This is a genomic window from Herbinix hemicellulosilytica, assembly GCF_002904165.1.
GTDB lineage: Bacteria > Bacillota > Clostridia > Lachnospirales > Lachnospiraceae > Mobilitalea > Mobilitalea hemicellulosilytica.
Genome location: NZ_CVTD020000008.1, coordinates 68,080 through 82,120, shown reverse-complemented (window position 1 = coordinate 82,120; position 14,041 = coordinate 68,080). Strand labels below are relative to the sequence as shown.

The 14,041-nt window shown below is 32.7% G+C and carries 12 protein-coding genes and 2 tRNA genes; 4 read left to right on the top strand and 10 right to left on the bottom strand.

The annotated features are described in order from the left end of the window. Window positions 1-288 precede the first annotated feature (288 nt). Together HHT355_RS01400 and HHT355_RS01395 are read left to right on the top strand one after the other, a co-directional pair. On the top strand, window positions 289-927 hold the full coding sequence (locus HHT355_RS01400; RefSeq protein ID WP_103201672.1) for a glycoside hydrolase family 11 protein: 639 nt from the start codon (window positions 289-291) through the stop codon (window positions 925-927). Between the two features lie 138 nt (window positions 928-1,065). Continuing rightward, the gene (locus HHT355_RS01395) at window positions 1,066-1,926 is read left to right on the top strand and encodes a formylglycine-generating enzyme family protein (RefSeq protein WP_103201671.1); all 861 of its coding nucleotides are present in this window, start codon (window positions 1,066-1,068) and stop codon (window positions 1,924-1,926) included. Window positions 1,927-1,943: 17 nt separating this feature from the next. On the opposite strand, the gene HHT355_RS01390 is transcribed toward HHT355_RS01395, so the two are convergent. From HHT355_RS01390 to HHT355_RS01360, 7 genes are all read right to left on the bottom strand, one after another. Beyond that, window positions 1,944-2,876: a LysR family transcriptional regulator gene (locus HHT355_RS01390; protein ID WP_103201670.1), complete on the bottom strand. Its 933-nt coding sequence runs from the start codon at window positions 2,874-2,876 to the stop codon at window positions 1,944-1,946. A gap of 130 nt (window positions 2,877-3,006) precedes the next feature. Then, on the bottom strand, window positions 3,007-4,212 hold the full coding sequence (locus tag HHT355_RS01385; protein ID WP_103201669.1) for a hypothetical protein: 1,206 nt from the start codon (window positions 4,210-4,212) through the stop codon (window positions 3,007-3,009). Window positions 4,213-4,240: 28 nt separating this feature from the next. Continuing rightward, a complete protein-coding gene (locus HHT355_RS01380; RefSeq protein WP_103201668.1) occupies window positions 4,241-6,526 on the bottom strand; it encodes a hypothetical protein in 2,286 nt (761 codons plus the stop codon). Continuing rightward, window positions 6,526-7,398 (bottom strand): ABC transporter ATP-binding protein, encoded by an 873-nt coding sequence (locus HHT355_RS01375; RefSeq protein WP_103201667.1) that lies wholly within the window; start codon window positions 7,396-7,398, stop codon window positions 6,526-6,528. The genes HHT355_RS01380 and HHT355_RS01375 overlap by 1 nt, the downstream gene beginning before the upstream one ends. Before the next feature lie 17 nt (window positions 7,399-7,415). Continuing rightward, entirely contained in the window at window positions 7,416-8,921 is a 1,506-nt protein-coding gene (locus HHT355_RS01370) for a hypothetical protein (RefSeq protein ID WP_103201666.1), read from the bottom strand. Window positions 8,922-9,062: 141 nt separating this feature from the next. Next, entirely contained in the window at window positions 9,063-9,446 is a 384-nt protein-coding gene (locus HHT355_RS01365; RefSeq protein WP_103201665.1) for a hypothetical protein, read from the bottom strand. A 521-nt stretch (window positions 9,447-9,967) separates the two neighbouring features. Continuing rightward, the gene (locus HHT355_RS01360) at window positions 9,968-11,278 is read right to left on the bottom strand and encodes an O-acetylhomoserine aminocarboxypropyltransferase/cysteine synthase family protein (protein WP_103201664.1); all 1,311 of its coding nucleotides are present in this window, start codon (window positions 11,276-11,278) and stop codon (window positions 9,968-9,970) included. A gap of 646 nt (window positions 11,279-11,924) precedes the next feature. Between HHT355_RS01360 and HHT355_RS01355 the strand changes: the two genes are divergently transcribed. Beyond that, window positions 11,925-11,996, top strand: a tRNA-Ala gene (locus HHT355_RS01355). 32 nt (window positions 11,997-12,028) lie between these two features. Then, window positions 12,029-12,102: transfer RNA gene (locus HHT355_RS01350), tRNA-Val, on the top strand. Between the two features lie 205 nt (window positions 12,103-12,307). Here HHT355_RS01350 and HHT355_RS01345 read toward each other — a convergent pair. The 3 genes from HHT355_RS01345 to HHT355_RS01335 all read right to left on the bottom strand — a co-directional run bounded on the left by HHT355_RS01345 (window position 12,308) and on the right by HHT355_RS01335 (window position 14,040). After that, the gene (locus HHT355_RS01345) at window positions 12,308-12,661 is read right to left on the bottom strand and encodes a hypothetical protein (RefSeq protein ID WP_103201663.1); all 354 of its coding nucleotides are present in this window, start codon (window positions 12,659-12,661) and stop codon (window positions 12,308-12,310) included. Between the two features lie 21 nt (window positions 12,662-12,682). After that, the gene (locus tag HHT355_RS01340) at window positions 12,683-12,973 is read right to left on the bottom strand and encodes a rhodanese-like domain-containing protein (protein ID WP_158245854.1); all 291 of its coding nucleotides are present in this window, start codon (window positions 12,971-12,973) and stop codon (window positions 12,683-12,685) included. 197 nt (window positions 12,974-13,170) lie between these two features. After that, window positions 13,171-14,040, bottom strand: coding sequence for an EAL domain-containing protein (locus tag HHT355_RS01335; RefSeq protein WP_103201661.1), 870 nt, complete (start codon window positions 14,038-14,040; stop codon window positions 13,171-13,173). Window position 14,041 lies beyond the last annotated feature (1 nt).

Below are 14,041 nucleotides of genomic sequence, written 5' to 3'. Positions count from 1 at the left end.
TTGTTTAAAATGACTAATATATTTAAAGCAAAAATTTAATATCTATCAATTTTAACTATTTTAATTTATAATTTTTAGACTTTTTTCATATATTCTTACTGCAAATCCAATCAAAAAAAATTTTTATTATATAAATATTGCATATTTTTCCAATATGTGTTATATTATATTTGCGTGTAAATATTTTACTCTTTTTGTCAAATATTACTCTTTAAACTTCCTTAACATCCCTGACTCAAACAGTATGTAGGCAGGGGCAAATATTTGGATATTGGAAGGAGGAAAAATATGAGTAAAAAATTAAGAAAAGCAATTGCATTAATTTTCGCTGCATCGCTCTGCATTTCAACAATGCTTGCCGGTAATGCATATGCCAATACATACTGGCAGTATTGGACCGACGGCGGCGGCTATGTTAACGCCGTTAACGGATCAGGCGGTAATTTCAGCGTCAATTGGTACAATTGCGGTAACTTTGTAGTAGGTAAAGGTTGGGCTACCGGAAGCCCCAACAGGGTAATCAATTATAATGCCGGTGTCTGGGCTCCTTCAGGCAACGGTTATCTTACCCTTTATGGATGGACAAGAAATGCTCTTATTGAATATTATGTAGTAGACAGTTGGGGCAATTGGCGTCCACCCGGATCAAATTCTCTGGGAACTGTATACAGTGACGGCGGAACATATGATATATACAGAACTATGAGATACAATGCTCCGTCCATAGACGGAACCCAGACTTTCGCTCAGTATTGGAGCGTACGTACTTCCAAGCGGCCGACAGGAAGCAATGTGTCAATCACATTTGCTAACCATGTCAACGCATGGGCGAGCAGAGGATTATATCTGGGAAGCAGCTGGTCATATCAGGTTATGGCCGTTGAAGGCTATCAAAGCAGCGGAAGCGCTAACGTAACCGTATGGTAGTATAATACCTCTAGCGCAATATGGCCACTTGGCTAAAACCGGACAAGCATCCGGTAACATAAAACCTTGACTTAACTGCCTACATACTGTTTGAATATATATTATAATTAGAAAGCATCTTCAGAAGGAGATATACCAATGAAAAAAGTTCTTTTATTAATTCTGATATCAATATTAATTCTGGGTGGCTGCACCCGTAAGACATCAAAAAAGGCATCCACTGATGAAAATATTACCAATGAAATGGTATTTGTAGAAGGCGGTACCTTTGTAAATAAAAATTCCACTTTTTACGGAAAAGATATAGTCATAAATGATTTTTATATCAGCAAATACGAAATTACACAATATGAATGGAAAATGATAATGGGTGATAACCCTTCCGAATTCAAAGGGGATAACTATCCTGTTGAAAATGTAAGCTGGTATGATGCTATAGAATATTGCAACAAAAGAAGTATAAAAGAAGGGTTGGAGCCGTATTACAACATAGATAAAACATCAAAAGATCCTTTTAATATAAGCGAATACGATGATATCAAATGGACGGTAACCATTAATGAAAACGCCAACGGTTATCGCCTGCCGACGGAAGCCGAATGGGAATATGCCGCAAGCGGCGGACAAAAAAGCAAAAATTATATTTATAGCGGAAGCGATAACGCAGATAAAGCGGCCTGGTACTGGAGAAATTCTGGTGATGAATACTTAAAAGGTGACTGGAGTTGGCCTAAAATTGCAAGCAATAACAACCGAACCAAGCCTGTAGGTTCCACAAAACCGAATGAACTTGGCCTTTATGATATGTCTGGCAATGTAAGAGAATGGTGCTGGGATTGGTATACGGAGTCCGACAGCGCCAAAGGCAGCGCATATAAAATCTGGAAAGGCGGAGGCTGGATGGGAGACGTGGTATGCTGCGAACTTTCCTACCGAGGCAAATATGAAGCTAACGGTATGGGACCTGATACAGGTTTTCGTGTATGCCGTAACCCGTAATATTAAAATATTACGGGTTATAAATTTTCCGCCTGCTGCTTTATAACATAATTACCTATATATTTTTGCAGTTCCTCTATGTATTTCTTACCGATATCACTTACTATACCATGGTTTCTGGTAATGTAACCGATATTCATATTTACATCTATATCTAACGGTATTGCACAATAATCACTGCCGTTAAGCTCCTCACAGATTATTCCCGAACATAATGTATATGCATTTATACCAATCATCAAATTCAGCATGGTTGCTCTGTCACAGGCTTTTATTGTTTTTTTGTAATCATACGTACTTAAAATTTCCTCTGCAAAATAAAAAGAATTATTGTCACCCTGTTCAAAAGAAAGGCACGGATAATCCAAAAGTTCCTCCATAGTTATCTTATCTTTTGATGCCAGAGGATGGCCTTTCCACAAATATACATACCCTTTGCAACTGACCAGATGATGAAATTCCAGTTGATTTTCTTTCAGCAATTTGTTAATCACTTTTTCATTAAACTCATTTGTATATAAAATGCCTATCTCACTTTTTCCGTTTTTTACATCAGCTATAACATCGGCTGTCCTTGTTTCACGAATGGCAAACTCATATTCATTCATATCAAACTCTTTAACCGTATCAACAAACGCCTTTACCGCAAAAGAATAATGCTGGGTGGATACCCCGAACTTTTTCTTAATCTTCTTGCCTTCTATGTATTTCCCCTCAAGCAGTTCCATCTGGTTTAAAACCTGTCTTGCATATCCAAGGAATTCTTCTCCCTCCGGTGTGAGTATCACACCCTTATTGGTTCTGGTAAATATGGTAAGGTTTAATTCGGCTTCTAAATCTTTAATTGCACCGGAAAGGGTCGGCTGGGATATATACAGCCTTTTTGCCGCCTCATTCATAGAATTTGTATCGGCTACCGCAACTACATACCTTATCTGCTGTAAAGTCATTTTACTCCTCCTATAAAATTATGACACATCCTTGCTTAAAAATGAGATATTGTCATTATTCATACTTAATACCGGTATTATCAAACCTCTTACTTTCTTATTTACATAGCAAAAATTCTGTACTTGAATTTTAATCATTGTATTCTAATTTTAACGGTACTGCCTTATCAAATTTAAAAGCATAAAAATCATCCTTCATAATATAACCAAGTTGTAACTCACCCGATGACTGATCATAAAATGACAGGTATATTTTATCATTCACAATCTCTGATATTACAGCAAAATAATCGCTTTCTCCGATTTCAACTTTTGATTGTGATACTAAATCGTAATAATAATAATGATATCTGGAGCTATTATCATTGCGATTATAACTATAATAAATAATACGATCTCCATCTGCAAAACAGCGCAGACTTTTATCAGCATTTTCCTCAATTAAAAGATTTTTTTCTTGTGTAAGCAAATCCAACGAATATATTCTGTTATAATCTCCGGAAGATTCCACAATAAACGCTTTACTTTCACTGTAATCTTCAAGTGAAATATTTTTGCCTTCAAAAATGACCGTTTCAGAATTGGTAGCTATGTCATAGCAATAAATTCTATAGTAGGTATGATTATTAATATAATCCTGGTCAATTGCCGCAATATCTTTCGTATAATCAATTTTTACATCTAAATACAGATATAAATAGTAGATCTTATTATCATATAAATAAGGATGAAGAATAGTAGCATCATAATCAGCTTTTTCAGGTACGTATACTACTTTCCGTTTATGCAAATTAATTATTGCTAATCCTGCTGACGGTTTTTCCAGTTCACCAACAGGTCCGACAGAATCATCATCATAAATAAATGAATTTCTGTAAGCATAAAGAAGATAATTATCCATATATACAGCAGCCGTATTATTCTGTAATTCTTTTAATTTGACAATTGCTTTCCTGTTTGTACTGTTTGTATCAGCTTTATATACAGTTAATGTACGGTCATTTTCTTCCTTCACATAGAAGAGTTTACCGTTATATATAGCAAGCCCTCTTAAATGAAAATCCTTATATGCATTACATGTAGAGTCTATATGTCTGCAATGGGGCTTATCGCATAACACTACAGCTTTCCCGCTTGATGCATCAACATATCTAAAAAATTTATCCATATTATAGGTAATTCCTTGATCAGTATAGGCAAAAATTGAATGCACCCTTACTTTTCCGGTCATTCTTATATCATTAACTTTTATGTAGTAAATAAAAACTACTATTATAACAATCAATATAGTTATTAAAGAAAATGATATATATATTATTTTTTTCTTACTCTTCATTTATAACCCCTTCCAAATCTGCATAATTTTAGAACACATTCCCCAATAAAAATGGGTTGAGAAGTACATAATCAAATCCTGATATTCCGAGCAAAGAAAAAAGTAACGGCAAAACAAGAACGCATATACATGCTACTAAAGTTAATATAACGCTTTTGAGCCTAACCGATAACCAAAAAATAATAAAGATTGTCAAAATAAGACCAATATATCTCATAACAGATATAAATATTAAATATTTTAAAATAGATATCTGCTTCGGAATCTCAGATAAATGTTCCATACTATATGCAGGTGCAGATAATGCTCTTACCCCGTAAGCCTGTAATACGTTATAAAAATAAGGAGCATACGTAGTAAAGTATATAACCGTCAAAATAATTACAGAAATCCCTAATTTACAAAGAAACGTATGCAATCTGCCTTTGTAACTTGCTTTTATTAAATTAATGCTTCCCGTTTGATATTCCACCGTATAAACATATACTATACAAACTATAGTCATTATTACCGACTGCAATGCAAGCTGAATATCCTTATATCTTCCACTACCTTCCCCTGTAAGTATTTTATAACCGGAATCATAAAGATATTGACTTCCATTTTTAGTTTTCAAATAATCCGTATGCATTTTAACTTCTTGTAAAGCTTTATATGGAGCCAAAATATTTTGATATGATTCCATAATGTATGGACTAATATCAGCCTCTTCCATCAATTGCATCATATTATTGTAAGCCTCTGATAACCTGGCTTCTTCCTCTTCAATATAACGAAGCTTATCTTCATTTACTTCTCCTTCTAATTCTAACATATATTGCTTATAATAAAAATCTTCCAGAGTGCTTAAGTTTTCAGATAGTGGCTTATATGTAACAAATGTTACTGCGGCATAAACCAATAAGAATAATAACGATTTTCCACCGATAAAAATCTTATAGCATTCATGCCAAAATAACCGGCTGCTTCTGTATCCGTATTTTAACTGTAACTTAGAACGAATATATTTTAACACTTCAGTTATGCGCGACGTATTATCAATAGTCTTTTGTCTACAGAATATTAAAACAGAGACAGTTACAGCTATAATTAATTTAGCAATTATAGTAATAAATGAAATAAGTATATAATTTATCGGCATATCAAAAAAATTTATATTTAAATAGCTTTTGAAAAAAGAATAGGTATTTAAAAAACTTATTATATTTAAATATTTAAATATGGAAAGATAACTTGATTGATCAATATTATAATAAGCTACAGCACTTACCGCTAAAAGTGAAACCAGTGTCAAATACAACTGTACGGCATCCTTTGCCAATACGGCAAAAAGGAAAGCAATCGATGTAAAAAGTATATAAATAATAAGTTTAGCTATCAGAAACATTATAAAATAATGCAAAATAGTTATATTTAAATTACTTCCCATATACCCGGAAACGGATTGAATCAAACGATTAAGACTTCCAAAGCCGTAAACATGATATGCTACAAAAAAATTAACACCATATAGTAATACTGTAATTATAAAACTACCCAAATATGCAGTTGCTAACTTTGCAATAACCAAAGGTTTTCTGCCTAAAAAAGTGGATTTTAATAAAATAAGCTGAGACATTTCTTTTTCTCTGGTAATCAGAGATGCAATAATCATAATTAATAAAACAACTGCCAACATATCTGTGCCAAAAAATTCTGTAGCCATCTTTATGCCGTTTGATGGCCCAAAATAAAGTTTATTGCCTTTTAGGTGATTAAAAGCTTCTGGTGTCTTTAAAATATTTCTATAACTGAACGAATCTTTTTCTTCGAATATAGGAAGCTGTGATAATGTTTCGGCTGCTTCATCAATTTTATTAAGGTAATCAGCATAACTCTCACATAGGGTAATTTCTGAAATAACATCGCGATATAGCCAATACTCTTTCCATATATCATCGGTATATTTTAAATAGCTGCCTGACTTATATATTTCTTCCAACTTTTTAAGTTCATCTTCATTAATATCCATTAACATTCCATTTTGACTGTTATATTGAAAAAGTATATCGTTTTCCATATAGGTAAGCTGCATCAGTATCTCTAGTGTCTTAAACTCATCTTGTAATATTTTCAAAGCTTCCTGATTCGATTTACCTTGAAGATCTACATATATATTTTTATAGTGCTTTGTGGAATAAAAATTATTTCTGGTAACCCTACTACTTTCGTTCACATAAAGCAAGATTCCGTTTAAACACATTGCCCCCAGAAGAATTAACCATATTGATTTTTTCCCAAATACCTTAATAAATTCATTTGCCAAGAGCCTCATCATAATACATCCTCATCAAAATAGTAAAGATATACGTCCTCTAGATTTGGTTTTGCCTCCCGATATTTATATTCAAAAGGCGGCTTTGTTGTAATAACTTTTATATAAGCATACTTATCGTCTTTAAAAATGTTACTTATACGATAATCCTTTGCTATATCTGTAACTCCATCATGGGCTGAAATAATCTCATATACCATATTGGACAATTTTTCACATAATACTTGAGGAGACCCAAAGTCTATCAAATTACCCTTATTGAGAAATAAAACTTCTTTAGCAATAAATTCAATATCAGATACAATATGAGTAGCCAAAATGACTATTTTTTCAAAGGATATTTTGGCAATTAAGTTTCGTATTCTAATCCTTTCTTTTGGATCTAGTCCGGCTGTCGGTTCATCCAATAAAAGAATCTTTGGGTTTCCGAGAAGTGCCTGTGCAATCAGTGCCCGTTGCTTCATCCCTCCCGAAAATGAACCCAAAGGTTTATTTGCATGTGCTTCCAAATTAACCAGGTGTAAAATCTGATCAATCTGTTCTTCAGCTTCCGATTTTGTCATTCCCTTAAGAGAAGCCATATAGTATAAAAACCTATTGAGAGTCATGTTATGATATAATCCTTGCTGCTGAGGCATATACCCTAAAATCTTGCGGAAATTACTGCCTAATGTTTTTATATTTACTTCGTTAAAAAGAATCTCTCCGCTGCTTTCTTTTAAATTATCCGCTATAATGTTCATCAGGGTAGATTTGCCGGCACCGTTCGGCCCTAATAAACCATATACACCCTCTGTAAACCTGTAAGAAAAATCATTAAGAGCTTGTACTTTTCCGTACATTTTATTTAGATTTTTAATTTCTAATATCATATCGCTCTCCATACGAATTATTTTTCATTCAACTGCAAATTAACAGCATCAATCAATTCGTTAATGCCATTTTTTTTCAGTAGATTATTAGCATAATCCAGATCTTGTTCAATGTTATCCGATTTCCATAGTTCCAGATTATCCATGACAATTTCATTTATTTCACGAATTCTTGTACTAAATTCCTTATCATAAAAATTAAACCCAAGATAAGGGGATGCTGTTACATGGTATTTATAAAACTCCCTTTTATCTGTAATCTTGTCAGTTTTAAAAGATTCTCCCGGCATTGGATATGTATTTTCATAAATACCTAGCGTTAGCTGGTTTAACCAAGCATTACCACCGTCATCGCTTGTCGGATATGCAACATTGTTTTTTAATGTATAATCATATCCCTCTAAACCGTGTATTAAAAGATTTGCCAATTCTTGGTTTGTGTAGGATAATGCTAAAAGTTTAAAAGCATCATTTTGCTTTTTGGATCCTGCAGCTATCCCAGTACCGTTTAATCTTGTTCTGATATATGACGGCATTTCATATATTAAAATATTTTCATAATTAGAGGATATTCTGCTTTTATCTCCTATATATACAAAAAATTTGCCCTCTTTTAATTTCTTGTCAACAAGTTCAGTATATGTAGATGGTTTTTCCTCGTTACCAATAAGACAATAATCATCCTGAATATAATTTGCTTTATAATATTTATTAAGAACTAATAATAAATCTCTAAAATTATTATAATCATAAGGATTGTATGCAGCTTTTTCATTATGAGGCAAAATTAATCCATATCTGTAATCACATGCAATCAGATCCGTTAAACTCATGTCGGAAAGTTCTATAATAATTGGAACAAAATCATCACTCGACGGTAAATAATCCAAAAACTTCTCTAATTGCTCCAGTTTGCCGGTAAAATTACTTAACTCTTGCTCAGAAACATACTCTTTGTTAAAAGCAAATACAATTCCGTTATTTGTGCCTACACCATTTGGAACCATATAAATCGAATTCTCCACTTTAACCGAATCCCAAATCTTTGAATCATAAAGTTCCCACAAATCTTTCCCATCAGATGAAGTTAAATAATTATCCAGAGGTATATAATAACCTGATAAAATCCATTCCAAAATTAATTCTTTGTGTTTATTAGAATTAAAACCTGTAAATGCAATATCTAATGAGCCATATTTTTCTTCATATTTTTTAAGCTCATCATGATAATTATTGAAATCCAATGATATAAATTCTACATTAAAATCATATCCCATATTCACAAGTTTTTTATTAAATTCAGATAATGCCCTATCACTGATTTTATATAAATTCGGTACACCCCATTTTATTATATTGTCGGAATAAATAAGTTTGCCATGCCACTGTGTATCATTATCTACCTCTTTTGTTGTATTGTTCACTATATTTTGCAATAAATCATTCTGATTATTTTTTTTGCATGCCGTCAGAAAAATCGGAAGTATTAATAAAATACAAATTAAAAAATATTTGAATTTCATTGGAAATCTCTCCTCATCCGGTATTGCATATCCAATAAAATAAATTAGAAACGATATAGTATATAGAACATTTTACTAATGATATCTTATATCGTTTCTAAATATATATAATTATATCCAATTTTATACTATTAATCAACTTTAATATGCGTCATAAGTAGATGCTGACCAGGTTTGTCCCGACAAACTAGCCCAGTGGGATGCACTAATATAAACACTTCTGCAACTACTGGGAGCTGAGAAACTTACAGAACAATTGCTCTGGCCGCCTGCACTTTTTGTTTGTGTAGCTGTTTCTAATGTATTAATATTTACATATGCATATGTTGCATTAACTGATACACTACCTGACCATAACATATCTGTATATGCTATTCCTGAGGTCTGTGTAACTGAACTGTGTCCTATAACATCATGGCCATTCAATTGTCCTTTTTTAGTATCTGCAAATGCTATGCCTAAACTTGAGGCAAAAACTAAAATACCAGCAATTATAAGAGCTGATAATTTCTTTATTTTTTTCATGATATCCCTTTTATAATATATAGGCAATATTGAGATGCATAATAATAAAATTAATACACGATATCAGTAGTTTTTAATATTATTTGTTCTATATACTGTATTAATTTATTTTATGCAAATTCCCAATAATTACCTTGTATTGATTATATATATTATGTATGAAGATGTCAATATATGTTTTAATTTTACATTGTACAATTGCGTTCATATGTATTTTATATTTGGGTTTAACTGATATAACGAATGAAACATCATTGCGACATAAAATATAGAAGAAAAGTAAATCAAATTTCATTGCAAAATACCATTCAATGTCACAAAAAAACATTATCTTCATTTAAGTTAATATAATGTAATATTCTAAATAAATAAGGAATTATATAAAAAAATGCTTGAAAACAACCACAAAAACAATACGGTTGTTTTCAAGCATTCTTTGTCTACCTGACAGGAGGCATTACAATACTACTTTATACTATTATTTTAATTTTATAATGATTTATAGAAAATAATTTAACATGCTACTTTGATACTGCCTTAAATGCTTCCTCTAAATCCTCTATAATATCATCAATATGCTCGGTACCGATGGAAAGTCTGATGGTATTAGGTTTAATGCCCTGATCAAGCAATTCTTCTTCTGTTAATTGCGAATGAGTAGTTGATGCCGGATGGATAACAAGGGACTTAACATCAGCTACGTTGGCAAGCAGGGAGAAAAGTTCAAGGTTATCGATGAAATCCCTGGCTTTTTTAGCATCACCTTTAATTTCAAACGTGAAAATTGTTCCTCCGCCGTTAGGGAAATACTTTTTGTAAAGCTGCTGTTGAAGCGGATCTTCGGAAACGGAAGGATGATTTACTTTTTCTACCTGTTTATGATTTTTCAAATATTCTACGACTTTTAAAGCATTTTGTACATGTCTTTCTACCCTGAGCGACAGAGTTTCAAGCCCCTGCAGGAACAGGAATGAATGGAAAGGAGAAAGAGTAGCACCTGTATCACGCAGCAATATAGCCCTCATTTTTGTAATATATGCCGCCGGTCCTGCAGCCTTTGTAAAACTTATGCCATGGTAGCTGGGATTTGGAGCGGTAATGGATTCAAACTTTCCGCTGGCTTCCCAATCGAATTTTCCACTGTCTACAACAATTCCTCCGATAGTAGTGCCGTGGCCTCCGATAAACTTTGTAGCCGAATGAACTACGATATCTGCTCCATGTTCTATAGGCCTTACCAGATAAGGCGTTGCAAAAGTATTGTCTACAATCAGCGGTATTTTATGTTTATGAGCTATCTCGGCGAATTTTTCAATATCAACCACGTCAGAGTTGGGATTACCCAAAGTTTCTATAAAGATTGCTTTTGTGTTGTCTTTTATTGCCGCTTCAACTTCCTCATAATTAAAAGGATCAACAAAGGATGTTGTAATCCCGTATGCAGGAAGCGTATGGGCAAATAAATTATATGTTCCGCCATAAATATTTTTAGCCGAAACGATATGATCACCGTTTTGTGCCAGATTTTGAATTGCATATGTAACTGCTGCCGCACCGGAAGCAAGTGCAAGAGCTGCTATACCTCCTTCTAAGGCTGCTACTCTTCTTTCAAATACATCTTGAGTGGGATTCGTAAGCCTGCTGTATATATTTCCTGCATCCTGAAGGCTAAATCTGGCCGATGCATGGTCACAGTTTCTAAATACATACGAAGTTGTCTGATAAATAGGTACTGCCCTTGCGTCTGTAGCAGGATCGGGTTTCTCCTGTCCTACATGAAGTTGTAAAGTTTCAAATTTAAATTTCCTTTCGGAATATGATTTCTTGCTCATAACCAAACCTCCTTGACCTGATATCTATAATTTTATATGATTCAGTAATTGTTCCGGAATTTCTTTGTTATGTGTAGAATAACACTCAAGCTTGCTATTGTAAATTAGTAAATTTATATAATCAGTTATAGCCATTATCTATATCAAATCATAATATTAATTCTAACTAGCTTCCAAAAAATATTGATTAAAGTCAGCCAAAAATGGTAGTTCATTATGAATTCATAAAAATTTTCCTGGACTATCAGATATATAGTACCCCTGTAATAATTTATACACATACCGGACGCTAAAATAATGCATGAATTATCAAAAAACTCAAATACAGAAAATTTGTCTAAAAAGATAATGCCAGAACCGTGATCTTAGAAAATGCGTTAATCAGGTTATAATGATTCATGTTATAAATATGTTGCAAACAATCCAAAACAGACCTGACAACAAGTTTAATATTTCCGGACATAGTTGGGGTGCAGTCGATTCACTTTAACAAATAATAAAAGTTAATTCATATTGAAATGATGTAATTGTAAATTCAAATTTTTTAAGAAAGCAAATCTGAATTTACAATTTTCTATGTCTGTAAAAATATTCCTCAAATTACCCGATTGACTTTTCAAAAAGATTTGATATACTTAGTAGTACTGGGGCATTAGCGCAGCGGGAGCGCACCACACTGGCAGTGTGGGGGTCAGGGGTTCAAATCCCCTATGCTCCATTTGTCATTTATAAAGTAAATTTAAATACTGTGGAGTCATAGCTCAGCTGGGACGAGCGTTCGCTTGACGTGCGAAAGGCCATGGGTTCGAGCCCCATTGACTCCATAAGTAAAAGGGCATGTTACAGATAATCATTGATTGCAGCATGCCCTTCTTCTATTTTAAGCCTGTATAAATCATACTAAACTTAATCATATCAATTTTATTGCCATAATGCATATAAAGATACATTTAAAACTAACCGCTAACAAAATATAACAGACAGTCATATGTAAAATAAAATGCTGTTTTCTGTTTTATTCGTTTCATTTTATTTTCTGAGATAATTATTTTTTAGCTCCTCTTTTTTATCTGAAATAAACTTCTTCTTTTGATTATCATCTAATGTTTCAGGTACCAGTATATATTCAAATTTAAAATTTATATGATCGCCATTGTCATCCATCATATCATGTACCAAATTCATGGCACATGAAAAATAGTCTTCATCATTAAAATTCTGATCTGATTTTGCTAATAAAAAGATATAATTTATATCTTTATTAAAAAAAATTATTATTTCATCAACTCTGATACATTTTTCTTCATTAGAAATATAGTAATACCATTCTTCATAAAATTCTGTTCTTCTAACTCTGGCCGGTAAATATACATATTGAGACATTATAATCCTCCTTTAATTTATTTAATTAGATTTACAGCTACATTCACCGGTTGCCGGTGTAAATTCGTTTCCCACATTTTCAACAAATTCATCGTATCCAAATTTAACATAATTAATATTTTTAAAACCGGATATATACAGTAAATTAAAAGCTTTGGCTGCTCTGTTACCAGAATAGCAAATTAAATATATCTCCTTATTTTGATATTTCTTTTTCTTTAAATATGTAAGCATATATTCGCCATCATCATTGAAATGCCAATTAATTGCTTGTCCTATATGTGATTTTACATAATCTTCTTTTTTTCTCAAGTAATTTACCAAAATTTGATTATTAATTTTATTATTAATTGTTTCATAAATACTTATAATACTATGTTAGCTTAGGCCCATGCCGGGCGTACTAAATGGAAAGGCCCATCCCTTGCGGGACGAGCCTTCCATTATCCCCATATACCTGTTGCCAACAAGGTGGCAATGCAGAAACTCTCGACATTAATTATTGATTTTTATGCTGATCCCCTGATAATATCAACAACTTTATCAGAAGGCAGTGGAACACAAAGCAAGAAACCTTGTCCTCCTTCACAGGAGTTGATTTGCAGATATTCTAATTGCTTCTCAGTTTCAATTCCTTCTGCAACAACCTTAAAATTTAAATCATGCGCCATCGCAAGAATGTTTTTTGTAATTGCAGTTTCTTCGTTGCCATTCGGAATTGATTTTATAAATGTTTTATCTATCTTTATAATATCAATTGGCAATTTTACCAAATGGATTAAGGATGAGTAACCTGTACCAAAATCATCCAGCGCAAACCTGATACCGTATTCTCTGAGCCTGTTTAAGCGCTCCATAGTCAAATCTATATTTGTGATAACCATTGTTTCAGTAATCTCAAATATAACCGTATTATAATCAACATTGATTGATTTTATTATTTCTTCAATACATCTGAAATTCTCTTCACTTTCAATAGTTTTGCTTGAAAGATTTATTGACAGTTCTATATGTCCTAAGCCGTTACTCTCCCATATCATTTTTTGATTTAATGCTTTTCGGATAACCATTCGATCAAGTTCAAATATCAGCCCGGTTTTTTCAGCTACCGGAATAAAAACATCAGGAGGTATTATGGTATTACTGTCAGGAGAAATCCATCTTACTAAAGCCTCTACACCAATTACTTTTCCCGTTTCCAGGTCATATTCCGGCTGATAGAACAGCGTAAACTCATCATTCTTTATAGCCTTTATAATTTTTTTCAAAATATCTGATCGGCGATAGCTTACGTTCTTATACCTCTTTTTATATAACCCGGATACCGATAAGACATTCATATAATCATGGTATCTTTCTGACTTGGTTGTTTTCTCCATA